23 protein-coding genes and 1 pseudogene are annotated in these 25,455 nt (G+C 56.9%); 13 read left to right on the top strand and 11 right to left on the bottom strand.

Annotated elements, in window-relative coordinates; genetic code table 11:
* Nucleotides 1-3 precede the first annotated feature (3 nt).
* The 3 genes from typA to PSQ90_RS08585 all read right to left on the bottom strand — a co-directional run bounded on the left by typA (nt 4) and on the right by PSQ90_RS08585 (nt 5,532).
* On the bottom strand, nt 4-1,815 hold the full coding sequence (typA, locus tag PSQ90_RS08595; protein ID WP_282213016.1) for a translational GTPase TypA: 1,812 nt from the start codon (nt 1,813-1,815) through the stop codon (nt 4-6).
* Between the two features lie 284 nt (nt 1,816-2,099).
* Nucleotides 2,100-4,181 carry a putative bifunctional diguanylate cyclase/phosphodiesterase gene (locus PSQ90_RS08590; protein ID WP_282209931.1) on the bottom strand — a complete coding sequence of 694 codons (2,082 nt, stop codon included), beginning with the start codon at nt 4,179-4,181 and terminating at the stop codon, nt 2,100-2,102.
* A gap of 121 nt (nt 4,182-4,302) precedes the next feature.
* Complete coding sequence (locus PSQ90_RS08585) at nt 4,303-5,532, bottom strand: argininosuccinate synthase (RefSeq protein ID WP_282209930.1); 1,230 nt, start codon at nt 5,530-5,532, stop codon at nt 4,303-4,305.
* 113 nt (nt 5,533-5,645) lie between these two features.
* Between PSQ90_RS08585 and PSQ90_RS08580 the strand changes: the two genes are divergently transcribed.
* Complete coding sequence (locus PSQ90_RS08580) at nt 5,646-6,293, top strand: LysE family translocator (protein WP_282209929.1); 648 nt, start codon at nt 5,646-5,648, stop codon at nt 6,291-6,293.
* Here the strand turns inward: PSQ90_RS08580 and PSQ90_RS08575 are convergent.
* The 5 genes from PSQ90_RS08575 to thpR all read right to left on the bottom strand — a co-directional run bounded on the left by PSQ90_RS08575 (nt 6,290) and on the right by thpR (nt 9,972).
* The gene (locus PSQ90_RS08575) at nt 6,290-6,709 is read right to left on the bottom strand and encodes a GNAT family N-acetyltransferase (RefSeq protein WP_282209928.1); all 420 of its coding nucleotides are present in this window, start codon (nt 6,707-6,709) and stop codon (nt 6,290-6,292) included. The genes PSQ90_RS08580 and PSQ90_RS08575 overlap by 4 nt on opposite strands.
* Nucleotides 6,710-6,781: 72 nt before the next feature.
* Nucleotides 6,782-7,984: a 23S rRNA (adenine(2503)-C(2))-methyltransferase RlmN gene (gene rlmN, locus PSQ90_RS08570; protein ID WP_282209927.1), complete on the bottom strand. Its 1,203-nt coding sequence runs from the start codon at nt 7,982-7,984 to the stop codon at nt 6,782-6,784.
* 100 nt (nt 7,985-8,084) lie between these two features.
* Complete coding sequence (locus PSQ90_RS08565; RefSeq protein ID WP_282209926.1) at nt 8,085-8,585, bottom strand: invasion associated locus B family protein; 501 nt, start codon at nt 8,583-8,585, stop codon at nt 8,085-8,087.
* A gap of 100 nt (nt 8,586-8,685) precedes the next feature.
* Complete coding sequence (locus PSQ90_RS08560) at nt 8,686-9,207, bottom strand: invasion associated locus B family protein (RefSeq protein WP_282209925.1); 522 nt, start codon at nt 9,205-9,207, stop codon at nt 8,686-8,688.
* 216 nt (nt 9,208-9,423) lie between these two features.
* Nucleotides 9,424-9,972 (bottom strand): RNA 2',3'-cyclic phosphodiesterase, encoded by a 549-nt coding sequence (gene thpR, locus PSQ90_RS08555; RefSeq protein WP_282209924.1) that lies wholly within the window; start codon nt 9,970-9,972, stop codon nt 9,424-9,426.
* Nucleotides 9,973-10,179: 207 nt separating this feature from the next.
* On the opposite strand from thpR, the gene PSQ90_RS08550 reads away from it, so the two are divergent.
* Nucleotides 10,180-10,947 carry a Bax inhibitor-1/YccA family protein gene (locus tag PSQ90_RS08550; RefSeq protein WP_282209923.1) on the top strand — a complete coding sequence of 256 codons (768 nt, stop codon included), beginning with the start codon at nt 10,180-10,182 and terminating at the stop codon, nt 10,945-10,947.
* A 111-nt stretch (nt 10,948-11,058) separates the two neighbouring features.
* A complete protein-coding gene (locus tag PSQ90_RS08545; protein ID WP_282209922.1) occupies nt 11,059-11,556 on the top strand; it encodes a GNAT family N-acetyltransferase in 498 nt (165 codons plus the stop codon).
* A 249-nt stretch (nt 11,557-11,805) separates the two neighbouring features.
* Here PSQ90_RS08545 and PSQ90_RS08540 read toward each other — a convergent pair whose 3' ends face one another.
* Nucleotides 11,806-12,279, bottom strand: coding sequence for an Lrp/AsnC family transcriptional regulator (locus PSQ90_RS08540; protein ID WP_282212960.1), 474 nt, complete (start codon nt 12,277-12,279; stop codon nt 11,806-11,808).
* Between the two features lie 126 nt (nt 12,280-12,405).
* On the opposite strand from PSQ90_RS08540, the pseudogene PSQ90_RS08535 reads away from it, so the two are divergent.
* The 8 genes and pseudogenes from PSQ90_RS08535 to PSQ90_RS08500 all read left to right on the top strand — a co-directional run bounded on the left by PSQ90_RS08535 (nt 12,406) and on the right by PSQ90_RS08500 (nt 21,617).
* Nucleotides 12,406-14,780, top strand: a pseudogene (locus PSQ90_RS08535) (transketolase-like TK C-terminal-containing protein).
* A gap of 238 nt (nt 14,781-15,018) precedes the next feature.
* On the top strand, nt 15,019-15,780 hold the full coding sequence (locus PSQ90_RS08530; protein ID WP_282212959.1) for a FadR/GntR family transcriptional regulator: 762 nt from the start codon (nt 15,019-15,021) through the stop codon (nt 15,778-15,780).
* Complete coding sequence (locus tag PSQ90_RS08525) at nt 15,777-16,952, top strand: PLP-dependent transferase (RefSeq protein ID WP_282212958.1); 1,176 nt, start codon at nt 15,777-15,779, stop codon at nt 16,950-16,952. Before PSQ90_RS08530 ends, PSQ90_RS08525 begins: the two co-directional genes overlap by 4 nt.
* Before the next feature lie 38 nt (nt 16,953-16,990).
* Nucleotides 16,991-18,262 carry an ABC transporter substrate-binding protein gene (locus PSQ90_RS08520; protein ID WP_282212957.1) on the top strand — a complete coding sequence of 424 codons (1,272 nt, stop codon included), beginning with the start codon at nt 16,991-16,993 and terminating at the stop codon, nt 18,260-18,262.
* Complete coding sequence (locus PSQ90_RS08515; protein ID WP_407648190.1) at nt 18,211-19,188, top strand: carbohydrate ABC transporter permease; 978 nt, start codon at nt 18,211-18,213, stop codon at nt 19,186-19,188. Before PSQ90_RS08520 ends, PSQ90_RS08515 begins: the two co-directional genes overlap by 52 nt.
* A 9-nt stretch (nt 19,189-19,197) precedes the next feature.
* Nucleotides 19,198-20,037, top strand: coding sequence for a carbohydrate ABC transporter permease (locus PSQ90_RS08510; protein WP_282212956.1), 840 nt, complete (start codon nt 19,198-19,200; stop codon nt 20,035-20,037).
* A gap of 17 nt (nt 20,038-20,054) precedes the next feature.
* Nucleotides 20,055-21,122, top strand: coding sequence for an ABC transporter ATP-binding protein (locus PSQ90_RS08505; protein WP_282212955.1), 1,068 nt, complete (start codon nt 20,055-20,057; stop codon nt 21,120-21,122).
* A 297-nt stretch (nt 21,123-21,419) separates the two neighbouring features.
* On the top strand, nt 21,420-21,617 hold the full coding sequence (locus PSQ90_RS08500; protein WP_282212954.1) for a hypothetical protein: 198 nt from the start codon (nt 21,420-21,422) through the stop codon (nt 21,615-21,617).
* 33 nt (nt 21,618-21,650) lie between these two features.
* On the opposite strand, the gene PSQ90_RS08495 is transcribed toward PSQ90_RS08500, so the two are convergent.
* On the bottom strand, nt 21,651-22,886 hold the full coding sequence (locus tag PSQ90_RS08495) for an NAD(P)/FAD-dependent oxidoreductase (protein ID WP_282212953.1): 1,236 nt from the start codon (nt 22,884-22,886) through the stop codon (nt 21,651-21,653).
* Between the two features lie 75 nt (nt 22,887-22,961).
* The gene (locus PSQ90_RS08490; RefSeq protein WP_282212952.1) at nt 22,962-23,690 is read right to left on the bottom strand and encodes an IclR family transcriptional regulator; all 729 of its coding nucleotides are present in this window, start codon (nt 23,688-23,690) and stop codon (nt 22,962-22,964) included.
* 137 nt (nt 23,691-23,827) lie between these two features.
* On the opposite strand from PSQ90_RS08490, the gene PSQ90_RS08485 reads away from it, so the two are divergent.
* The gene (locus PSQ90_RS08485; protein ID WP_282212951.1) at nt 23,828-24,706 is read left to right on the top strand and encodes a transporter substrate-binding domain-containing protein; all 879 of its coding nucleotides are present in this window, start codon (nt 23,828-23,830) and stop codon (nt 24,704-24,706) included.
* Between the two features lie 83 nt (nt 24,707-24,789).
* The gene (locus PSQ90_RS08480; RefSeq protein WP_282212950.1) at nt 24,790-25,455 is read left to right on the top strand and encodes an amino acid ABC transporter permease; all 666 of its coding nucleotides are present in this window, start codon (nt 24,790-24,792) and stop codon (nt 25,453-25,455) included.

The following is a 25,455-nucleotide window of genomic DNA, read 5'->3' as shown; positions in this document are numbered from 1 at the left end:
AGCCTAGCTCGCCTTGGCGCGCAACGCCCGCTTGCGATCATTGGGGTCAAGGAAGATCTTGCGCAGCCGGATAGACTTGGGCGTGACCTCGACATATTCGTCTTCGGCAATATAGCCCAGCGACTGTTCCAGCGTCAGCTTCTTGGGCGTGGTCAGGCGCACCGCTTCATCCTTGGACTGGGTCCGGATGTTGGTGAGCTGCTTGCCCTTGAGCGCATTAACCTCAAGGTCATTCTCGCGGCTGTGCTCGCCGATGATCATGCCTTCATAAATATCAACGCCGGCATCAATCATGATGGCGCCACGGTCTTCCAGATTCCACAACGCAAAAGCCACCGACTGGCCGGTGCCATTGGAAATCAGAACACCCGTACGACGACCGGGCAGGTCGCCCTTGTAGGGCGCAAATTCATGGAACAGGCGGTTAAAGATCGCCGTACCGCGCGTATCGCTGAGCAATTCAGGCTGGTAACCGATCAGCGAACGGGTCGGCACATAAAGGCGAATGCGCGTCCGGCCAACGCCCGAGGCACGCATTTCGGCCAATTCACCGCGCCGTTCGGTCATTTTCTGGACAACCGAGCCGGTGAACTCGTCGTCAACGTCGATAATGACTTCTTCGATCGGCTCATATTTGACGCCATCGCGATCCTGCATCAGCACCTTGGGGCGACCGATGGTCAGCTCAAAGCCTTCGCGACGCATGTTTTCGATCAGCACTGCCAGCTGCAATTCGCCACGGCCCGCCACATCGAACGAATCATTGTCGTCGCCCGGCGTCACCTTGATCGCGACATTGCCTTCAGCTTCGCGCATCAGTCGTTCACGAATGACGCGCGACTGCACCTTGTCGCCTTCGCGACCGGCCAGCGGCCCATCATTGATGCGGAACGTTACCGAAAGGGTTGGCGGATCAATGGGCTTGGAGGCCAGAGGTTCGGAAACGGACGGTACGCAAATGGTATCGGCAACCGTTGTGGTTTCGAGCCCGGCGATTGAAACAATATCGCCCGCCTCGCCCAGATCAACCGGGGTACGCTCCAGACCGCGGAAAGCAAGAACCTTCGAGACACGGCCCTTTTCGATGATCTTGCCGTCGCGGCTAAGCGTATGGATTGGCTCACCCGCCTTGACGGCGCCCGAAAAAATGCGACCCGTCAGGATACGGCCCAGGAACGGGTTGCGCTCAATGGTGGTAACCAGCATGCGGAACGGGCCAGCCTCAACAGTTGGCTCGGGCACATAGTCGAGCACCTTGTCGAGCAACGGCGCCAGACTTTCCTTTGGCCCCTCAGGCTCGGTACTCATCCAGCCCTGCTTGGCCGAACCGTAAAGCACCGGGAAATCGAGCTGTTCAGAGGTCGCGTCGAGCGCAATAAACAGATCAAAGATTTCCTCGAGCACTTCGAGATGCCGCTCGTCGGATTTGTCGATCTTGTTGATGGCAACGATGGGGCGCAGGCCCTGAGCCAAGGCTTTGCCCAAAACGAACTTGGTCTGGGGCATTGGCCCTTCGGCCGCATCAACGAGGATAACCACGCCATCAACCATCGACAGAATGCGCTCGACTTCACCGCCAAAGTCGGCGTGTCCGGGCGTGTCCACAATATTGATGCGCTGGTCCTTCCACATCAGTGATGTGACCTTGGCCAGAATGGTGATGCCGCGCTCGCGCTCGATGTCGTTGGAATCCATGGCGCGTTCTTCAACGCGTTCGTTCTCGCGGAACGAGCCGGATTGCTTTAAAAGGACGTCGATCAGGGTGGTCTTGCCATGGTCAACGTGGGCAATAATCGCAATATTGCGCAAAGACATCGGTTGGTCAGCCATTGTTGGCATGATCCCGAAACCGAAGGTGCTCACTTTACGTGGGGACCGTTTAACGACCAGGACCGTGCGGGAAACAAACAAGCGCCCAACCCGTTCCCGGGTGGCGCATTCGGGGCTGCCATACCCCATGGCGAGGCTGCAGACAAGGTCTTGTCACGCAACTCTGACCTGCATGGCCCCTAAAACCGTGCCAATCCGCCCGCTCAATGCCCCGCAATAGGCGCGGTCTGCCCGCTATGCGCGCCGCTGCAGCCGGTCCCGTTCAGCGCTCAACAACCGCTCAAGCTTTTTGCGCGGAATCGGGGGGAGAACAGATAGCCCTGGATTTCATCACATCCCTGCGCCTGAACCATTTCAAGTTGTTCCTGCGTTTCAATCCCTTCAGCCGTGGTGGTCATGCCAAGGCTTTGGCCCAGTCCCACAATGGCCTGGATGATCGCCAGACTGTCTTTTCGCGTCGTCAGCCCGCGCATGAAGGTGCGGTCAATCTTGATCTTGTCGAACGGAAAACTGCGCAAATAGCTTAGTGAGGAATAGCCGGTGCCAAAATCATCAAGACAGATGCGCACGCCCATGGCGCGCAATTCGTGCAGGCTCGCCAGCGTCTGTTCATTTTCGCTCAGCAACAGCGATTCCGTAATTTCGAGTTCCAGCCGACTGGCCGACATTCCCGCATCGGCAAGCGCGGATCGCACCTGCCCAACCAGATCCTGACTTTTGAACTGGACGGGGGACAGATTGACGGCGACGCGCGCGTTGGTGGGCCAGTCAGCGGCCAACTGGCACGCCTGACGCAATACCCATTCCCCGATGGAAACGATCAAACCGGTTTCCTCAGCGATGGGAATGAATTCGGCCGGGGATATGATCTGCCCTTCATGCTCCCAGCGCAGCAATGCTTCAGCGCAGGTGATGGCGTTTTCCCGCACCCCGAATATCGGCTGGAACATCAGATGCAACTCATCATTGGCCAGCGCCTGACGCAACCCGGCCTCGATGGCGCGCCGCTGCTGCAACGCCGCATCCATGCCGCTTTCAAAAAAGTGGAAGGTCGAGCGTCCTTCGTTCTTGGCCTTGTATAGCGCCAGGTCAGCGTTGCGCATCAGCGTATCGGCTTCGATACCGTCGCCCGGCGCCATGGCAATGCCGATGCTGACGCCAATGTCGATCTGCTGGCCATCAATATGAATCGGCGCCCGGATCGATTTGACGATCCGCTCGGCCACCCGCGCCACCTGCTCGGGTGTATCAATGGGCCGGATCAGCAGGGAAAATTCATCGCCCCCCAGCCGCGCCAGCACATCGGTTTCCCGCGTTGCCCCCCACAATCGCGCCGAAACCTGCTTGAGCACTTCATCGCCAATGGCGTGGCCCAAAGTATCGTTGACCGCCTTGAACCGGTCCAGATCTATGAACATGACCGCCGCGACCTCGCCCCGTCGGGCGCCCGCCTCGGTCCGCGCCATCTGTTCGAGAAATTCGATGCGATTGGGCAGATCTGTGAGCGCGTCATGACGCGCCAGATGGCGAATGCGCTCCTCGTTCTGGCGCTGCTCGGTAATGTCTTCGTGGGTCGTTACCCAGCCCCCATCCTTCATCGGATGCTGCTGCATCATGATGGTGCGCCCGGCAAACTGATGGATTTTTTTGCCATATTCGGCCCGCGAACCGACGTCACGGCGCCACTCGAGATAGGCGTCACGCCCCTCGCTGGTCTCCAGCCCACGATCAAACAGATGCAACAGGATGTCTTCAATGGCGGTGCCCGGCCGCAACAGGCGCGGCGGCAGCTTGTAGATGTTGGCATAGGGCTGGTTGCAAACGATCAGGCGGCCCAGCGAGTCGCACATGACCAGCCCCTGGGAAATATTATTGACCGCCGCGTCCAGCCGCAGATTTTGCCGCTCCAGTTCGCGTTCGCGCTTTTGCTGCAACTGGTCGCGCGCCACTTGCTCGGAAACGTCCTCGTGGGTCACGACCCACCCCAAACCCACGGAATAGACATGGGCGGTCTCGATCCATCGCCCGTCCTGCACCAGTTCCCGGCTTTTGACCCGCTCCCCGGCGCGATTGCCCAAAAGGCCTGCGGTATATTGTTCGTAAAAAGTCTGCGCGTCGGTTCTTGGATGATTGCCAAGCCGAACAGAAAGCTCGACCACTTCCTCCAGCGTCATGCCGCGCCAGAGTTGGGCCAGGGTGAACCCATAAATATCGCGATATTTGCGGTTCCACATTACCATGCGAAACTGCGGGCTCCAGACGCAAAAGCCAAAGGGAATGGCTTCGAGCGCTGCATCAAGCAGCAGCGCGTCGGCCAAAGTCTGTTCCTTGCCAGCGTCCTCTGCTTGCACTTCGATCCTTCGCGCCCCAACGCGTTCCCTGAACCAAAATTTAGGCGGTTATACTTAATGAGGGCTTAAGATTGCTTAGTACGAAAACGGACGGCCCAAAGCCGGGGCCGTCCCGAAATCCTTAGTTGCGCTGGGCCATCAGCCGGGCGCGCGCCGCATAGGTCTTGAGCCGCAAACCCTGCAACTTGATGAAGCCTTCGGCATCGTGATGATCATAGGTGCCCGATCCCTCTTCAAAGGTCACCAGATCTTCCGAATAGAGCGAGAATGGCGAGGTGCGGGCAATCACATTGACCGAACCCTTGTAGAGCCTGAGCGTCACCTCGCCGGTGACCAGTTCCTGGCTCTTGTCGATCAGCGCCTGCAGCATTTCCCGATCCGGGCTATACCAGAAGCCATTATAGATCAGCTCGGCATATTTGGGCATGATCTCATCCTTGAGATGCGCCGCGCCCCGATCCAGCGTGATCGATTCAATGCCGCGATGGGCAGCCAGCAACACCGTGCCGCCCGGGGTTTCATAGACGCCGCGCGACTTCATGCCGATAAACCGGTTTTCTACCAGATCGAGCCGCCCAACGCCGTGCTTGCCGCCCAGTTCGTTAAGCTTGGTCAGCAACATGGCGGGCGAAAGCTTGACCCCATTGACCGAAACCGCATCGCCTTTTTCAAAGCCAATGGTGAGAGTTTCAGGAGTGTTGGGGGCATCCTCGGGATTGACGGTGCGCTGATAGACATAATCCGGCGCAACCTCACCGGGATTTTCGAGCACTTTGCCTTCCGATGAAGTGTGCAACAGATTGGCATCGACCGAGAACGGGGCTTCCCCCCGCTTGTCCTTGGCAATGGGGATCTGATTCTTTTCGGCATATTCAATGAGCTTGTTGCGCGACTGCAAATCCCATTCCCGCCAGGGCGCGATGACCTTGAGGCCTGGATCGAGTGCGTTGACCGCAAGCTCGTACCGAACCTGGTCGTTGCCCTTGCCGGTCGAGCCATGCGACACCGCATCGGCGCCAGTCTCGTGGGCAATTTCCACCAGCCGCTTGGCGATCAATGGCCGCGCAATCGAGGTGCCGAGCAGATATTCGCCCTCATAAACCGTATTGGCGCGAAACATCGGAAAGACGAAATCGGCAACGAATTCCTCGCGCAAATCTTCGATGCGGATATCCTTGATCCCCATCATTTCGGCCTTCTTGCGCGCTGGCTCCAGCTCTTCGCCCTGCCCGAGATCAGCGGTAAAGGTCACCACTTCGCAATCATAGGTTTCCTGCAACCATTTCAGGATGATCGAAGTATCCAGACCGCCCGAATAGGCCAGCACTACTTTTTTGATGTCTTTTGTCATTGCAAACCCATGCTCGATGGCCCGTCCGCCGGGCAAATTTGGCCGCACCCTATTCAAGCCGCAGGGCGCGTGCAATTGTCCGGCTCAAGATTTTTGGTTTTGAGTGGATTTGAATGCCCGCCTTTGTGCCTGACCTGCCGGTCGTCCTGACCTTTGCCCTTGCCGCCCTGTTGCTGGCAGTCACTCCCGGCCCCGATATGGCGTTATTTATTTCGCGCACCATGAATTATGGCCGCCTGCACGGCTTCGCCACAGTATTTGGGGCAATCTCGGGCATTGCGGTGCATACCGCGCTCGTTGCCTTTGGCATTTCGGTGCTGATTGTTGCCGCGCCTGCCGCCTTTTGGGCGCTCAAGATCGTTGGGGCACTCTATCTGATCTGGCTGGCCATTCAGGCCATCCGCTCCGGCACGACCCTGACGCTCAACCGGCGGGCCGGCAAGCCGCCGCGCATGGCCCATAGCTATATGACCGGCCTTGGCATCAATTTGACCAATCCCAAGGTAGCGCTGTTTTTCGTGACCTTCCTGCCCCAGTTCGTGTCCGCCCATGATTCGGATGCTTCAGGCAAACTGCTGTTTCTGGGCGTCGAATTTGTCACCGTTTCGCTGCCGATTGTCATTGCCGTGGTGCTGGCCGCCGAATGGCTGACCAAGATATTGCGGGAAAAACAATGGGTCGGCCGCGCGCTCAACTGGAGCTTTGCCGCCGTCTTCATCGCCTTTGCCGCGACCATCCTTTTGGCCGAGGGACGGCGCTAAAGTTTGAACTCGTAATATTTGATCGTGTCTTCCGTCCCACCAAGGGCACGATAAAGACCCTTGGCCGCCTCATTATCCACTTCGGTCCCGAGCCACGCCTCGGCGCAGCCCGTTTCGCGACCCCAACGGAACAATTCAGCCATCAAGGCGCGCGCGATCCCCTGCCGCAAATAGGCATCCGCGGTGCCCACCTCATCGACATAAAGTTCGCTGACCTTGTCGGGATGGTGATGCACCACACCAACGCATTGCCCGACCACCAGATCGCCATCAAAGGCCAGAACCATCAGATTGCCCGGCGTCCCAAGATAGGTTTTGAGCCGCTTCGGATCGATTGGTTCGTCAAAGACCCCGTCGGCAACACCGGCCAAAAGGGCCGTATCATCGGCGCCGATGCGTCGATAGGAAATGGGCATGGATCGACCCCCGCCAATGCTTGTTGCCACCATGGACATGCAACCATGGTCCATGAACCAAGCCAAGGAGTTTTAACCAACCAGCGCGTCGCGATCCTTCTTGCTCAGCCGTTCGCTTTCAGACTTGAGTTGGCCGCAGGCGGCAAATATATCGCGACCGCGCGGGGTGCGCACCGGGCTGGCATAACCGGCCTTGTTGACGATATCGGCAAAGCGCTCGATCCGCGACGACGGCGAGCAGCCATAATTGGTGCCGGGCCAGGGATTGAATGGGATCAGATTGATCTTGGCCGGAATGCCCGCCAAAAGCCGCACCAGTTCGCGCGCATCCGCATCGCTGTCATTGATGCCATCGAGCATCACATATTCAAAGGTAATGCGCCGCGCGTTCGACAGGCCCGGATAATTGCGGCAGGCCTCAAGCAATTCGGCCAGTGGATATTTCTTGTTGATCGGCACCAGCACATCGCGCAGATCATCATTGACCGCATGCAGCGAAATCGCCAGCATCACGTCGATTTCCCGACCCGTCGGCTCGATTAAGGGCACAACGCCCGAGGTCGACAGCGTGATGCGGCGCTTGGAAAGGCTCATCCCGTCACCGGCAGACGCAATCAGCAGCGCCTGCTTGACGTTTTCATAATTGTAGAGCGGCTCGCCCATGCCCATCATCACCGCATTGGTAATGGCGCGGCTATCGCCACCCGGCACAAGGCCGCCATCTGCCGGACGGCTGCCGCCGGGAAAATCCCCCAACCGCTCACGGGCCATCAATATCTGTCCCAAAATTTCGCCTGCGCTCAGATTGCGCACCAGCTTTTGCGTGCCGGTATGGCAAAAAGTGCAGGTCAGCGTGCAGCCAACCTGCGAGGACACGCAAAGCGTGCCCCGATCCGCTTCGGGAATATAGACGGTTTCCACCTCGACGGGGGGCAGGCGCGGATTGGCCGGATCCCGAAACCGGAACAGCCACTTGCGCGTGCCATCGGATGAAATCTGCTCTGAAACAATCTCGGGCCGATCCAGAATGAACTGATTGGCCAACAGCTGGCGCACCGGCTTGGCAATATTGCTCATCCTGTCGAAATCGGTGACGCCATTGACATAGAGCCAGTTCCACAACTGGCTGGCCCGCATCCGGCTTTCTTTTTCGGCAATGCCAACGCCAGCCAGGGCCGCCGCCAGCTGCAGCTTGCTCAATCCGATAAGCGAAGGCCGCCCGGGCGCTGTGGGGCGCACGGCAGTCGAATGGTCAAGATCAAGCGCAAAGCTCATGGGGCCAAATGTCCGGAACCAGGGGAATGGCGCGGCCAATACCATATCGGGCAGACTTAGGCAAAGTAACGCTGTGCTTACCAGCTATGCCAGAAGCACTTCAGCACTCACCGGCAATCGCCTGCGACGCCGCGGTCGCGCCCGAAAGCGAATAGGTTTCCTTGATCTTGATGCCGCCCGCTGATGTACCCTCAATCACAAGGGTTGAACCGGCGCGAATGGCCCCGGCCAGATTGGCGCTCTGGCCGGCATCATCGAGCCAGGCCGCGTCTTTTTGCGTGAACAGGGAAAAACTCTGCCCACCAATCGAGACCGTTGCTTTGCTGTCCGGAGCGAAGTCAAAGCCCGCCACCAGATTGAATTCATTGGTGACATTTTCGCTCGGGCGATGCGCAACGTAAATCTGCGCCTGGGTGTAGCCATTGGGCTGGGGTTCCACCGTCTTGGGCTTGCTCATGGCAAAGCACACCTTGTTGGTGGTGTCGGTCGAGGCATAGGCCGACCAGTCCCGGTAGTCACCCAAAAGGCGGACTGTTTCGGCACTAGCTGCCTGCGACATCGCCAAAACAAGACTAAACGCCAGAAGCGAGCGGAATTTCATCGGTAAGCCTCGTTCTCAAAAGGGGGCCGGGCGCCACGATTTAACCGCGCCCCAACCCGGATAGGCGGTTTGGCCGCCGCGAGCAATCACCGAAAGGCTTTTATTTGCACGCCGCATCAATGGCATTCATCGCCGCAGTTGCCCCGGAGAGCGAATAGGTATCCGTGGTGGTGGTGCCGCGCTGGCTGGTGCCCTTGACGACCAGCTTGCTGCCAGCCTTGAAGGCGGTCACAAAACCACCCTCATCAGCGGTCGAGGCAAGCCATGCGGCCGAGCCTTCGGTCACCATCGGATAGGATTTGCCGTCAATGGTGGCGCTGGCGTTGGCTTTGGTGGTGCTGAACGGATAGCCGATGATCGTCTGGACCTCGTTCTTGATGCCCATCGCCTTGCGGTGAATGATGATGAAATGGATCGGATCCCGATTAGCCCCGGCTGGCAGGCTGGATTGGGGCACACCCGAAATATAGCAGGTCATGCCGCTGGTATCATTGCCTTGCCAGGCTTCCCATGCATTGAACTCGCCCAGAGCAACCGCTTCTTGCGCCATAGCGTGGGGGGCCAAGGCCAGGAAACCGCCGACTGCCAGACCAATTAGGGGGCCAAGGTTTTTGATCGTCATTGTATTCCATCCTTTTATTCGAGTGGGCCCAACATTCTGGTTTGCCGCCCGCTAGCATGACCAGAACATGGTTACCAAGGAGTCAAAGGCCGCCACATTTGAACTAATAGCCACGCAAATGGGCGTCAAAGGTGACAGCAATTTGGCGGGACACAGACCGTTTTTCGGGTTTGCGCTCCTAGAGTTAAATTTTCGCTAACAGTTGCGTGAGCGGCTTCAGGCCACAAATTCGCTCAAGGCGTAGCTCTGCTCGATCAGATACGGTCCGCCCCCCACCGAATCGCGGCTCGAAAACAACACGAAGCGCGGTACCGCAAAACTCAATGGCTCGAACCGTCCAGCCATGGCCATGAACCGCGCCAGATCGCCAGCCGTAGCCCCGCGCAACCGGGCCAGGGCAACATGGGGCACAAATTTGCGCCCCTCGGGGGTAAGACCCGCCCGCTGCAATATCCGCTCTTGCGCTGCCTGCAGCCGCAAAAGCGCCTCATTACCTTCCATCCCGGCGTAGAGCGCCCGCGGTTTGTCGCCGCCAAAAGCGCCCAGGTGATTGAGTTTTATCGAAAAAGCCGCCGAACTTGTCAGCCGGTCCAGACTGTCAGCCACCTCGTTGGCGGTGCCATTGTCGACGTCGCCGATAAAGCGCAGGGTGATGTGATAATTTTCCGGATCGAGCCAGCGTGCGCCCTGCAGGCCACCCCGCTTGAGTGACAGCGCGAAGCCGATATCCGTCGGCACTTCAAGACCGGTAAAGAGCCGGGGCATGGCGCCCTCCTCTTCAAGAAACTGCGCGATTCGATAGCCCGACGCTAACACAATCCGCCAAAACGCCCAGTCCCTTATCGTCACACCCGAGCGATCCGACTTGTAAAGCGGTGATCATGCATCCATATTGTTGGCAAGTGGCGCGCAAACGACGCCTCCGGCGGGCAAAAGTTTCCGCAACAGTTTGATGGGAAAGGGACATTACTCATGGCTGAATATGACCGTCAGACCCTCAATACGCGGGCCGGCTCGGCCGCGGCTATTGACGAGGGTCTTCGCAGCTACATGCTGCGCGTTTACAATTATATGGGCATCGGGCTGATCGTTACCGGCGTCGTCGCCTATTTCGTCAACTCGATGGCAATCGGCACGGCTGATAACGCCGTCGGCCAGCTCGCCAACGGCACCTATGTGACCCAACTCGGGGCGCTGCTTTATGGCAGCCCGCTGCAGTTTGTCGTCATGCTGTCGCCGCTCGCTTTCGTGATGGTGCTCAGTTTTGGCATCAACAAGATGAGCGCCGGCACCGCACAGATGGTGTTCTGGGCATTTGCGGCCGTCATGGGCCTGTCGCTGTCGTCGATCTTTCTGGTCTACACCGGCGCATCCATTGCCAAAGTGTTCTTCATCACCGCCGCAACCTTCGGCGCGATGAGCCTTTACGGCTACACCACCAAGCGCGACCTGACCCAGCTCGGTTCGTTCCTGATGATGGGCCTGATCGGGCTGATCATTGCTTCTGTGGTCAACATGTTCTTCCCCTCGGGTCTGATGGGCTTCATCATCTCGGTGGTTGGCGTTTTGATCTTTGTCGGGCTGACCGCCTATGATACCCAGAAGATCAAGGAAAGCTATTCGGAAAGCCACGGCGCCGACGTCATGGCCAAGAATGCAATCATGGGCGCCCTGTCGCTCTATCTGGACTTCATCAACCTGTTCCTGATGATGTTGCGCCTGTTCGGCAATCGCAACTAAGACAGGACGTTGATCCCGGCCTTGATCAGCTGATCAAGGATTTGGTTGGACGGATAATCGGGCCGCGGTCTAAAAGGACCGCGGCCCGCACTATTTTTTGAGAGTAGCACCGTGTCTGAAACGATCCTGCGCCCATTTGCCTGGCGTGACATTCCCGCCATCACCGGCATTTACCGCCACTATGTGGAAACCTCGGTCGTCACCTTTGATACCGAAGCCCCCAGTGAAGCAAAGATGGCGACCAAGTTCGGGGCCATGCTGGCGCAGGGCCATCCAGTGATCGTGGCGCAGCAAGACGACAAGGTTTTGGGCTACGCCTATGCCTCGACCTACCGCCCCCGCCCCGCCTACCGTTTTACCTGCGAGGATTCGCTTTATCTGCATCCCGACGCCGTCGGCAAGGGCCTTGGCGGCACCATGCTGGCCGAGCTGATCGCCCAGAGCCAGGCTTATGGATTCAAACAAATGATCGCCGTGATCACCGCCGGCACCCAATCCTCCATTCGCCTGCACGAAAAATTCGGCTTCAGCCACATCGGCCTGCACACCGGTCTGGGGCTAAAATTCGACCAATGGCTCGATATCGTTCATATGCAGCGCAGTCTTTAGGGGAAACTGGACGCACACAACTAATCCGAGCGCCTGGATGATCCATCGCGCAGCCCATTGGCAGGTGCACGCGACTCAGCCCCATGCAGGCAGCTTTCTTGCGGTTTACCCGCGCGTGCGAGCGGCAAAGGTGGACAGAGAGTTTAAACACAGGCATGTAAAAACCAGTGTTGCTCAACGCAGACAATTTCTCACGTCCCTGGCGCCAACGTGCGCAGCAACTTGCGTTGAACGTTGTTCATTCGGTTTCTAGCTATCAAGAGTGCGTGCCAGCCCGGCTTTTACCCTGCGTAGCGGTATTGAGCTTTCGATTGAGGCCACGCCCGGGATTTTGGTGAAGGTGCCCGTCAGAAAGCGCTCAAAGTCGGCGAGCCCACGGGTAGCTACCCGCAATAAATAGTCGCGATTTCCCGTCATCAGCCAGCAATCGACGACCTCAGGAAAGCTCCGTATAGCGGATTCAAACCGCGCCAGAGCGTCATCGACCTGCCGGTCGAGCTTGACCGATACAAACACCGAAAACTCGTAGCCAAGGGCCGCCTCGTCAATTAGCGCGGCATAGCCTGTGACAATGCCCGCTTCCTCCAGAATGCGGAGGCGCCGTGCAACCGGGCTGGGGCTAAGGCCGACCCTCTCGGCAAGGTCGTTGATCGATATCCGGCCTTCGCGCTGCAAAAGCCGGAGGATGGCTATGTCGTGCGGATCAAACTTAGTCGCAATCATCACAAACTCCAATTTTTTTGATATAAATAACCAAAAAATCAACAAAATCGAGCGAAAAAGAACGAAAACATGTGTGATGTCGTTGATATAGTTATGCGAGACAACGTCTCTCTGCAGGACTTTTTCATGACCCACGACGACGCGTTCCATCTCAAAACTATCGAAGCGCGCCTTCTATGGCTCTCGCACTGGATGATCCATTCCGCCAATCACATCCGCCCCAAAGTGGACGGCATCAAAATTGGTGGCCATCAGGCGAGTTCGGCCTCGATGGTGTCAATCATGACGGCGTTATATTTTTCTGCATTGCGTCCAGAGGATCGCGTTGCGGTCAAACCTCATGCCTCGCCGATCTTTCACGCCATGCAATATCTGATGGGCAATCAGACTCTTGAAAAAATGCAGAACTTTCGCGGATTTGGCGGTGTCCAGAGCTACCCTAGTCGCACCAAGGACATAAGCGATGTCGATTACTCCACGGGGTCCGTGGGGCTGGGCGTGGCGATCACCGCATTCGGATCAATCATTCAGGATTATATCCAGACCAAAGACTGGGGACGCGATTTACTGCTCGGTCGGCACGTGGCGCTGGTCGGCGATGCCGAACTGGACGAAGGCAATGTTTACGAGGCGCTGCAAGAAGGCTGGAAGAACGATCTGCGCAACTGCTGGTGGGTCATAGATTATAACCGTCAGTCACTAGATGGTGTTGTGCACGAGGGCCTGTTCGGGCGGATTGAAAAAATCTTTGAAGCCTTCGGCTGGCATGTCATTCGGGTTAAGCATGGCGTTCTGCAGCGCGCCGCGTTTAAGGAAGAGGGCGGCATTGCCCTGCGCGACTGGATCGACGCCTGCCCGAACCAGCAATATGCAGCGCTGACCTATCAAGGCGGCGCGGTTTGGCGGAAGCGGTTGGAAGAGGAGCTCGGTGATCAGGGGCCGGTAAGCGCGCTGATCGGCAAACGATCTGACGCAGAACTTGCGGCCCTGATGGAAAACCTTGGTGGGAACTGCGTGACGACGCTGTCCGAGGTGTTTGCGAGCGTGACTGATGATCGCCCAACCTGCTTTCTCGCCTATACCATCAAGGGCTGGGGCACGCCCATTGCTGGCCACAAGGACAACCATGGTGGGCTTATGACCAAAGCCCAGATGGCTGAATGGCAAAAGCACCTTGGAGTGCCCGAAGGGCAGGAGTGGGACAAGTTTGCAGCTGTCGACGACAAAATTGCACTGCAAGCGTACCTGGATCAGGTTCCCTTCTTTGCAAAAGGCCGCAGGCGCTATGTTGATGACACTTTGCCGGTGCCGCCTATAAAGCTTGATCCCGAACGTGAGATTTCGACGCAGATGGCCTTCGGCAAGATCCTCGATGGACTGTCGAAGGGCAATAGTCCACTCGCGGAACGTATCGTGACAACCTCTCCTGATGTGACAGGAACAACCAACCTCGGCCCCTGGGTGAACCGGCGTAAGCTATTTGCACGCGCCCCGCGTGCAGATGCCTTCATTGAACACCGTATTCCTTCAACTGCAAAATGGGAGTTTACACCCCAGGGGCAGCATATCGAACTTGGTATTGCCGAGATGAACCTGTTTCTGCTTTTGGGCGCAGCAGGCTTGGCTCATTCGCTGTTTGGCAAGCGCCTGATCCCTGTTGGCACGCTTTACGACCCCTTCGTCGCCCGTGGTTTGGATGCACTCAACTACGCCTGTTATCAAGGGGCGCGCTTCATCGTTGCCGGAACGCCGTCGGGCGTTACTCTGGCCCCTGAAGGCGGCGCGCACCAATCTATAGGCACGCCGTTAATTGGAATGAGCCAGGACGGCTTGGCAGCGTTTGAGCCTGCATTTGCCGATGAGCTGGCCGTCATCATGGAATGGGCCTTCGGCTACGTGCAACGAAGCGGGGAGGACGTTCCGGACGAGCGCACCTGGTTGCGAGACGAGACCGGGGGGCAATCTATTTGCGGCTATCGACCAATCCAATCGAACAACCTGAGCCTCGTTCCACCCAAGATTGGCGGCAAGGCGTAATCGACGGGGCATATTGGCTTCGCCAGCCTGGCCCCAACTGTGACGTGGCGATTGTCTATCAGGGCGCCGTTGCGCCGGAGGCCATTCAGGCAGCGGGGCTGCTGGCGGAGCATCGTCGCGATATCGGTGTACTGGCGGTGACCTCGGCCGACAGACTGAACGCCGGATGGACAGCCGCGCAACGCGCTCGCACGCGCGGCAATCGTGGAGCAATCGGCCATGTCGAGCGTCTCATGCAGCAATTGCCACAACATTGCCGATTGGTAACCGTCATCGACGGTCATCCCGCGACACTGGCCTGGCTCGGTTCTGTGCAGGGACACCGAACAATTCCACTGGGAGTCGAACATTTTGGGCAAACCGGGACGATTGCGGACCTCTACCGACACTTCGGAATTGATACGAAAAGCATTGTTGAAAAGGTCAATGAACTGACGGCCGGTCGCAGCACAAACTGGGTATGACAGAAGTAATCGACAGCGGGGAACGGGCTTTACTGTTTCGTCGACAAGCGGGCGCTGTGAACCGAACAGGGAGTGTGGCCTTGAAGAGCAGCGCCATATTTCAGCAGAATGATGGCGTTACCTCGAATTGGCCTCAGTCCGGGCCAACTCAAAAAAGTCATTACCATTGCATATACAACCTGTCCGACAACTGATAACCTACAGGTACGATCTTCAGGACTGGAGGAGTGAGTTTTAGGTGGGAAGTCGTTCGAGCAAAAACGCTGGCGATCGCCAAGGTGACAAGCGCGCTTCAGCTGAAGCCGCGTCATTTCTCAAGCCCATAATCAATCAAACTCGAAATACCGCGGTTCTGGATGCGCTTGCGACCATGATCGAGCAGGCAGGGCTGCTCGTTGGAGACCTTATCCCGTCCGAAACGACTTTGGCCGAGCGTCTGCAGGTCAGCCGTTCCACCATTCGCGAAGCGCTAAGGGGCTGGGAAAGCCTTGGCATCGTCCGCCGCCGCAAGGGCGCGGGGACTTATCTGGTTGCTGAGGTGAATTCGCACACCTTTAACGTTCCCTTCAATTTGCAGTTGGAGGGCGTGGCGCTGCTGCGTACCACCCAAGTTCGCCGCGCACTAGAAGTGGCAGTAATGCGTGAGGCCGCGCTGCACGCCACCGAGGCACAGCGCAATCTGATCCGAGAAAAATATGATCTGTTGATGCAGACGCTCGATTCTGGACGGCCATGGCGCAATGCGGACGCGGCCTTCCACATCGCCATTTATGATGCTTCGGGTAATCCGCTGTTTGGCCAGCTTATTCGCGAACTCGATGGTGCTTTCCATCGCATCTACAGGGTCCCGTTCGGACAGGACGACATTGGTATGTCCTCGTTCGCGCTGCATGGTGAACTATGCGACGCGGTTTTGGCAGGCGACCCGGACCGCGCGGTCCACGCCATCGAGGCCATCATCGATCTTGTTGAAGAAGAAGTAAGGCAAACCATCAAATGAATACAGATTGCCGGTCCACCACCGACCTGCCCATTTCGCTAGCGACCGCGATGGCGGAGTGTTATCCCAACGAGATGGGCTCACCCGTCCCGCCCATCTATCAAACATCGTTGTTTACCTTCAAATCTTATGACGAACTGGTCTCCCGTTTCCGCGAGGAAATTGATCACCCGTTCTATAGCCGCATCGACAATCCCACGGTGCGTGAGTTTGAGCGCCTGTTCGCCAAGGCGGAGGGCGCAGATTGCGCTGCCGGTTTTGCTTCCGGTATTGCCGCCGTTGCTGGAGCGATCCTGTCAGTTGTCAAGCAAAGTGACCGTATCATTTGCGTGCGCAACATTTATCCCGACACCTACCGGCTTCTGGAGCGGGTGATGACGGCGTTCGGCGTCACCACCACCTACCATTCAGCCGCCGAGCTTGAAAATAACCCGTCCATTTATGACGGGGTTAAGTTGGTGGTGCTGGAAAGTCCGGTCAGCGTTACCTTTGATGTTGTCGATATCACCAAGGTGGTGGCGCACGCCAAGGCGCACGGCGCCAAAACCATGATTGACAATTCCTGGGCTACCCCGGTCAATCAATTGCCTTTGAGGCACGGCATCGACCTCGTGGTGCACTCAGCCTCCAAATATATTTCAGGTCATTCCGACACAGTCGCTGGTGTCGTTTCGGGTTCGCATGCCGCCATGCAGACCGTGATCAATACGATCGTGCCGCTGTTTGGTGCCAAGCTGGGGCCGCTCGATGCCTGGTTGCTGGTGCGTGGCCTGCGCACACTTGATCTGCGCATGGAACGCCACGGTAAATCGGCAGCGCTCATAGCCGAGCGTTTGGCCAATCACGCCTTGATCCAAAAGGTCAATTTCGCCAAGGCCGGTTCAACGCCCACCCTGCATGGCAGCTCGGGACTGCTGTCGTTCGAGTTGAGCGAAAAAGGCGACATCCGCAGCTTTTGCAACGCTTTCGAAATTGTTCGATTGGGCGTTAGTTGGGGCGGATTTGAAACCATAATGTTTCCTACCAAGGCCGGTTTGCAGCAGAAATCGGAACGTAACTCGCTTGATGAGTTTGGTGTTTCCGAGAACCTGGTTCGGCTGAGCGTTGGTTTGGAAAATGTTGAAGAACTTTGGGCCGATATCGCACAGGCACTTAGCAAGAGCCGTCTCTGAGGGGAGAGGGCAAAGACCAATAGGGAAGGAAACAGACTATGAGAAAACTGATGGTATCCGTCGGCGTGGTTGCCCTGAGTGTTATGCTCAGCGCAACCGCGACCATGGCCGAAACCACGCTCAAGCTGGTCGAAGTAATTACCAGCCCGGAGCGGACAGAAACGCTGAAGCAGATGATCGGCACATTTGAAGCCTCCAATCCAGGCGTCACTGTCGAGATCACGTCGCTGCCCTGGGGGCAGGCCTTCGAAAAAGTTGCGACCATGGTCGCAGGCGGGGATATTCCCGACGTTATCGAAATGCCCGATACTTGGGTCGCCCAGTATGGTGGGTCCGGTCAACTCGTTGATCTGGAAACCTATTTACCCACATGGGATGGGGCCAAAACCTTGACTCAAAAGACGATCGACATGGCAACGCTGGTCGATGGCAAGACATATATGATCCCATACGGGTTCTATCTGCGGGCCATGTTCTACAATAAAAAATTGCTGGCTGAGGCCGGTGTAACAGCGCCACCCGCAACCATGGACGAATTCATGGAAGCATCGAAAAAGGTTTCTGCTCTTCCCGGCAAGTATGGCTACTGCCTGCGTGGTGGGGTCGGTGGCACCAACGGCTGGATCATGATGGCCGCAGTCGAGAATGGCACCAACGAGTTTTTCACCGCCGACGGTAAGAGCCGCATTAACGAGCCGGGCTCCGTCAAAGGCATTCAGTTCCTGCTTGATCTATACCAGAAAGGCTATGCACCCAAGGATGCTGTGACTTGGGGCTTTAACGAAATTGTCGCTGGTTTTTATTCAGGCACGTGTGCCTTTCTTGATCAGGATCCCGATGCGCTGATCGCCGTTTCCGAACGGATGCCTGCCGAAGATTTCGCCGTTGCACCAATGCCAACGGGTCCGTCCGGCAAAGCGTTCCCCACCATCGGTTATTCCGGTTGGTCGATTTTCAACGCATCCGAACACAAGGACGAGGCCTTCGCACTGATTGCGTCGCTGTCCAGTCCAGAAAGCAATGCCATATTCGCCAAGCGGGTCGGCGTTCTGCCGATTCACACCGGGGCCGACAAAGACCCATTCTATGCAACCGAACAGTTCAAGGGTTGGTTTGAAGAGCTCAACAACTCAAATTACGTGCCAACTATCATGCCGACTTATCTGGCAGGCTTCTCTGAATTTGCCAGCGTGACCGTCCCAGAAACGTCGCAGGAAGCCCTGCTTGGTCAACGTACCGCGCAGGACCTGGCCGATGAATGGGCCGGAATTCTGACTGCCGAATACGCGAAGTGGAAGGCCAATCAGTGAGCACCACTGCACGGCGGGCCCCGGGAATTATCCCGGGGCGTTTTCAGAATTGGATTGGGGCCGTTTTCGAGCCTTACCTCTATCTTGGCCCCGCAATCATCCTGATCGCGCTCATTATGTTCGTGCCGCTGGTCATCGGCATATCATTCGCCTTTCAGAACTACACATTAATCAGTTCGACGGGGCCTTCTTGGACCGGACTGACCAATTTCGAGGCGCTCATCGATGACAAGCGATTCTGGGGTGCAGCGCGCAACACCCTGTTTTGGGCTGTCAGTTCGGTGTCGCTGCAGTTTTTCCTCGGCCTCGGGCTGGCGCTGCTCCTCAACCGACCATTCTTCGGCCGCCGTATTGTTCAGGCCCTCGTACTATTGCCTTGGGCTGTGCCTGGTTTCTTGACCGGACTTACCTGGGCGTGGCTGTTCAACCCCATTATTGGTCCAATTTCGCATTGGATGGTGGCGCTGGGCCTGTTCGAGCAACCCGACAATCTGTTGGCAGATCCGCAGAACGCCATGTGGGGACCAGTCATTGCCAATGTCTGGTTTGGCGTGCCGTTCTTTGCGGTAACGCTGTTGGCAGCACTCCAGTCCATTCCCGATGAACTCTATGAGGCAGGGGCAATGGATGGGGCCTCTGTGTGGCAGAGCTTTACCAAAATTACCTTGCCGTTCTTGGCGCCGATGATCGCCATTACCGTGCTGTTGCGCACCATCTGGGTGGCCAATTTTGCCGACTTGGTCTACATCATGACGGGGGGCGGACCCGCGAATTCCACCCAAATTCTACCAACCTACATTTTTACCACTGCCTTCCGAAAGCTCGACTTCGGATACGCGTCCGCGATCTCGGTGGTGCTACTTCTTCTGCTCTTGTTGTACGCTGGCATCCTTTTACGGATGCGCCAGACTCTCGTGAAAATTTAGGGGCCGCCGATGAACGCCACGCTCACCAGTCGCGCCGGTTCTGTCGCCCACTATCTAGCGCTCATGGCTTATCTTGCTTTTGCGCTTTTTCCGATATTCTGGCTGGTCAAGATTGCTGTCACGCCCGGAGACCTGCTCTACACCGAAGGGGTCTCGCTTTGGCCAAGCCGTGCGACGCTTGATAATTTTGAGAGTGTAATCCTCAAGACCAACTTCATGTTCTACTTCGCCAATTCGGTCATCGTTTCGCTAAGTACGGCAGCCATCGTCACACTGATCGCTGCTGCCTCAGGTTATGCATTGTCGCGCTTCCAGTTTCGCGGCAAGGGCATCATCGTTTTTGCCATGCTGCTGACGCAAATGTTCCCGCTGCTCATTTTGATCGCGCCAATCTACACCGTCGTCAGCAAGCTCGGTCTGCTCAACTCACTTTTCAGCCTCATCGCGGTCTACACCGCCTTTAACATCCCCTTCGCCACCTTCCTGATGCAATCGTTTTTCGACGGGATCCCCAAGGACCTTGAAGAGGCGGGTATGATGGACGGCTGCACCCGCTTCGAGGCACTGCGCAAGATTATTTTCCCACTCACCCTGCCTGGCCTTGCGGCAACGCTCGGCTTCGTCTTCACCGCAGCCTGGTCAGAATTGCTCTTTGCACTGATGCTGATCAGCAAGAATGACGCGATGACATTCCCGGTGGGGCTGTTGAATTTTATCTCCAAGTTCTCCGTCGATTGGGGGCAGATGATGGCAGCCAGCGTCTTGGCGCTCATTCCAAGTTGCCTGTTCTTCATCTTTATCCAAAAATTCTTGGTGCAGGGCCTCACCGCGGGTGCCGTCAAAGGCTGATATGTAAGGAATACAAGATGGCCACTATCACACTGAACAATATCGCTAAAAATTACGGCGCTGTGGAAGTCATCTCTGGCCTCGACCTGGATATTTTCGACGGTGAATTTGTCGTACTGGTCGGCCCGTCCGGTTGTGGAAAATCCACATTGCTACGCATGATTGCTGGGTTGGAAAGCATTTCCGGCGGCGACCTCGTCATCGATGCTGAACGGGTTAATGCAAAACCGCCACGCGACCGAGACATCGCCATGGTCTTCCAGTCTTACGCGCTCTATCCACATATGAACGTGGAGCGGAATATGGGTTTCAGCATGGAGATCCGCAAAGAGAAAAAGTCGCTGAAAACCGACCGGGTTGGAAAGGCAGCCACCAAACTTGGACTGACACCTTTTCTCGATCGTCTGCCCAAGGCGCTCTCGGGAGGGCAGCGTCAGCGCGTTGCGATGGGCCGCGCCATCGTGCGGAATCCCAAGGCATTCTTGTTCGATGAACCACTCTCCAACCTCGATGCCGCGCTACGCGTGGGTATGCGGCTCGAAATCGCGCGCCTGCACCGAGAACTCGGCACCACGATGGTGTACGTCACCCACGATCAAGTAGAAGCCATGACACTTGCCGATCGCATCGTTGTGATGAATTTGGGTAATATCGAGCAGGTTGGCACGCCGATTGAGTTGTACGAAAAGCCCGCAAATCTGTTCGTCGCCAATTTTATTGGCTCGCCAACAATGAACATCTTTGACTGTTCGTTTGCCAATGGCGGCATCATCCTGCCCAACGGTACGTTCCTGCCGCTTCCGGCCTATGCCATATCAGATCAACAGGTCAGTCTCGGGATACGTCCTGAACACATTCAGATCGCCACCAATGGCCCCGGCCAATGTCAAGGAGAAGTCGAGATTGTGGAACGGCTGGGCTCGGACACCATGATCTACACCAATGTTTCGGGTTGGGGACTTCTAGTCACGCGGCTGAACGGCACCATGGACATCAAGATTGGCGATGCCATCGCACTTGCCTTCGACCAACCCCACATCCACCTGTTCAACGACACTGGCGCCGCTATTCGCGTCGGTGTCTAGTGTCCGTCGTCAGATGATGTGGCTCGGATTAAGTCGCCGACAGGCGGATGGTCGGGCACGGCCTGGGGTTGATGATGTGGCGATTTTGCTGTGCTTCAAGGACAGAGGCGCAACCTGACGTCGCGGCGATCATGACGTTTTCGTCGCCATCATTTTTGAGGATCGCAGATCAGACTGTGTACACGACTTCTTCGCAGCATCTGGGCGTCAGCGGCCATTCTCTTTACGTGTGGCGGAAGCAGTTTTCGGCTGCCCATGCCAAAGGCGATGAGCAGGCAGAGGAGGTCCGGCCTAAAGATGCCTGAACGCTATGACACCGAAGATCACAATGAGGCTGATCCGGTGGTTGGCGAAATCACCCTTGAATTCGCCAAGTTTGATCCCGTTGACCGCAAAGGCAATCCAATTCCGGTCGCGTATAACGATTTGCATCTCCCAACGTTGGGTGACGTCATGAACCGGTGTCGCCGGAAACTTCTCGGGACGGGTATTTGAGTGATCGGCGCTACGCCTTGGAAACTCAAGTGTCTATCCAAATCTGGAAACGGCGTAGGGCGTTGGGTCGATGAACGGCGTCTCGCCAGTCATCATCTCCGCCAGCAGGCGCCCGGTCGCGGGGCCGAGTGTCAAGCCGTGATGGGCGTGGCCCAGCGCCAGCCACAGGCCCGGGCGTCCCTCGGGACCGATGATCGGTTTCATGTCGGAAGTACAGGGACGCGCGCCGATCCATGGGTTCGCGTCGAGCCGCTCACCCAGTGAATATGACACAGCGGCGATCTGCTCAGCGCGATCCAGTTGGGCTGGATTTGACGGCGCGTCGAGCAGGGCGAATTCAGCACCGGTGGTCAGGCGAATTCCGCGATGCATCGGCACGACCAAAAAACCCGCCTCATCATAAATCGGCATGGAAAGTCTGACGTTGTCCCGTGGCGCGTAATGCATGTGGTAGCCGCGCTTGACGCCAAGCGGCAGCCGCCGCCCAAATTTACGCAGCAGCATATCGGACCATGGCCCCAGCGCCACAACGGCGTCTTTGGCAATAATCGCCCCGCTATGACTATCGACCTCCCAGCCCCCATTTGCCGGGCGCAAAGTCGCGGCATCCCCCATAATGAACTGGCCGCCTAGTTTGCGAAATAGGCCAAGATAGGCTTGAGTCAGCGCCAGCGGGTCACGAACCGTCCAAGGCTGGGTCCAGTGGATGCCACCTGCCAATTCGCCAGCGATCCCCGGCTCTTGCGCCCTTAAGCCCGCGCCATCAAACGCCCTGTGGGTCAGCCCAAATCGACGGTGTTCTTCCGCTTCAGCCCGCGCCACCGCAAAACTTTTATCGTTTCGATAGACTTCCATCCAACCGGCCTTGCCAATGAGGTCATGGGTATCGGTCTCCTCGATCAGCGGCGCGTGCTCACTCACCGCATGGGCAATAAATTTGGCATAATCTTCCACGATGGTCCGATAGGACGCCGAGCGCGAATACCACCAATACTGGAGCAAAAAGTTCGACAGGCGCGGCAGGGCACGCCATTGAAACCGCATGTCAGTGCTTTGGTTGCGCGCATAGTTCAGCAGCGTCAGCAAATTCTGGGGAAACAAATGCGGCGCCACGCCTTCTCGCTGGATCAACCCGGCATTGCCAAACGAGGTCTCCTCGCCGGCCCCCCGTCGATCAATCAGCACCACCGAACGATGGCGTTTGCTTAGATGGATGGCAACGCTAACCCCAACAATGCCAGCCCCCAAAACGATGACATCGGCTTTCATTTACATTTTCTCACCCACCGAAAACCCATTACGCCTGCATTGACAGTTTACGGCTACTGGCAATCAGGATCTGCTTTAACTCCTCCAGCCTGTCGCCATAAACATCCATCGGCAACACCAGACAAATGGTGGCAAGAACTTGCCCATCAACCCCCTAATCGGTGAAGCCAGGCATTGCGTAAAGCTACTGATCAAACCCGTTGAAGCGACAATATCGCTGCCGCGCGCGCCAATGCAGTCAGCCACAAAATCGGCGACCGCCACCAGTTTTTTGTTGGGCAAGATCATATCTTCGGGTGACAGCAAAGCCTCGATCTCGCTCGATGTCATCTGCGCCAACAGCAGTCGACCGGACGCCGTCCATGGAAGCGGAATTTGCCCGCCAACTTCGGAGCTGATCCGCAACGGGCGCGACCCCGAATGGGAATGCACGATCGCCTGCCGGTTGCGATGCAACATGCACAATTCGCTGGTTTCCCCGGTCAATTTGGACAGCGCGTCGACTTCAGCCGAGCCACGTCTGACCAGGTCGTTTTCGCGCAAATAATTGATGCCGTAGAGATAAATAAGTTTACCGAAATAGACCTTGTTGTCGTCCCCGCTCAACTCGAGAACTCCCGATTCGGTCAGCACGCGCACCAATTCATAAATCGTTGAACGGGGCGCGCCGAGCGCTTTGGGAAGTTCGGCCACACGCACCGGATTCCCACGTTCATTGAGGTATGCCAAGAGCTTGAGCACCCGATCAATGCCGCGCTCGCGGGTTTTCTCCGGTTTGTTTTCGATGGTCGTAATTGCGGTCATAGCGCCTCCTGCAAACACCCCTATTGCAAATCATAAACTTTGTCATTAGCGTCTTACATATCGGATCATTGTCCGATATACCAGACAACGCCAAATCTGAGCGTGGCTGGTGGGAACAGGAAATCCAGGAGGCGACGATGACAGACATTGCAAAACGTAGGGAATTTCTAAAGCTCGGTATGGGTGGCGCGGCTTTGGCCGGTGGCGTTGGTTTGGTGGCATTAAGCGCCCAACAGGCGATGGCTCAGTCAGCCAGCGACAGCGTGTTGCGCAAGGTAATTGACCGCGGACACCTCATTGTAGGCACCGGCAGCACCAATGCACCATGGCACTTTGAAAATGATGCGGGCGAACTGGTCGGCATGGACATTACCATGGGCAAGATTTTGGCCAAAGCTTTGTTCGACGACGAAACCAAGATCGAGTTTGTCCTCCAGGATGCGGCCCAACGCGTTCCAAACGTGGTGACCGGCAAGGTCGATATTTCGATCCAGTTCATGACGATGTCCGGCGCCCGCGCCCAGATCATCGCCTTTTCGCGCCCCTATTACGTCGAAGGTGTATCGCTGCTCACCAGTCCCAAGGGCACAATGAAGAGCTTCGATGAGCTTCTGGCCGGCGGTGCCGATACGCGCGTCTCCATCCTGCAAAATGTTGATGCCGAAAACGGCGTGCACGAAGTCTTGCCAGATGCTCAGGTTATGCAAATCGACACCCAGGCCAACGTGATCCAGGCGCTTGAAGCGGGTCGCGTTGACGCTGCTGCCGTTGATCTGTCGACGGTCAAATGGTTGGTTGCCCGCAATCCTGATCGCTATGTCGATAGCGGCAAATCCTGGCGCGCTATGCTTTATGGCGCGGCTTTACGCCAGAGCGATCTTGATTGGCTGCAATTTGTCGACACCGCCTTTGCCATCGCCATGTTCGGCCATGAAAATGCGCTTTATGACGCCGCCTTCAAGGAATATTTCGGCTCTGCCGCGCCGGTTCGCACCCCCGGCTTCCCAACGATCTAAACCAACAGCACCAGCCAGCGCCTCCGGGTGCTGGCTCTCGGTTCCCGCACGGATTGCGGCCCCTCGCACGAACGGCAGGCAGCATGGGCTATCAACTCAGCTTCACTCAGATTTGGGCTAATTTCGACAAGTTGAGCGGCGGTCTGCTGCTTAGCCTTGAACTGGCGCTGATCTCCATTGCGATCGGCGCGCTAATCGGTCTGGTGCTGGCAATCTGGTACGTTTCGGCTGGCCGTATTGGCCGGACCCTGATTTCGGCCTATGTCGAATTCATCCGCAACGTGCCGCTGCTTTTGCTGGTTTATCTGGTGTTTTACGGCCTGCCGACTGCGGTCAACATCGCCTATAGCGCTCCGGTCTCGTTCGTTGCCACGCTCTCGCTTTATGCCGGCGCTTATCTCGTCGAAGTGTTCCGCTCCGGGCTCGACGCCGTGCCCAAAGGCCTGATGGATGCCGGCAAGGCCATGGGCCTCACCCCCTGGCAGCGCCTGATCTATGTGCGCCTCCCAACCATGACGCGTATCACCCTGCCAGCGCTTTCAAACACTTTCATTTCGCTTTTCAAAGACACCTCTATCGCTTCGGTGATTGCCGTCCCTGAGCTGACCTATGGCGCCCAGTGGATTAACAACAAGACCTTCCGCATTGTTGAAGTTTATGCCGTAACCACTGTGCTCTATGTCGTTACCGGCTACGTCATTCTGTTCGGTCTACGCCTCTTGGAACGCCGTTTTAGGGTGGAGCGCTGA

Source organism: Devosia rhodophyticola (assembly GCF_028816475.1).
GTDB lineage: Bacteria > Pseudomonadota > Alphaproteobacteria > Rhizobiales > Devosiaceae > Devosia > Devosia rhodophyticola.
The sequence above is the reverse complement of the archived record's forward strand: the minus strand, read 5'-3'. Positions and strand labels throughout refer to the sequence as shown.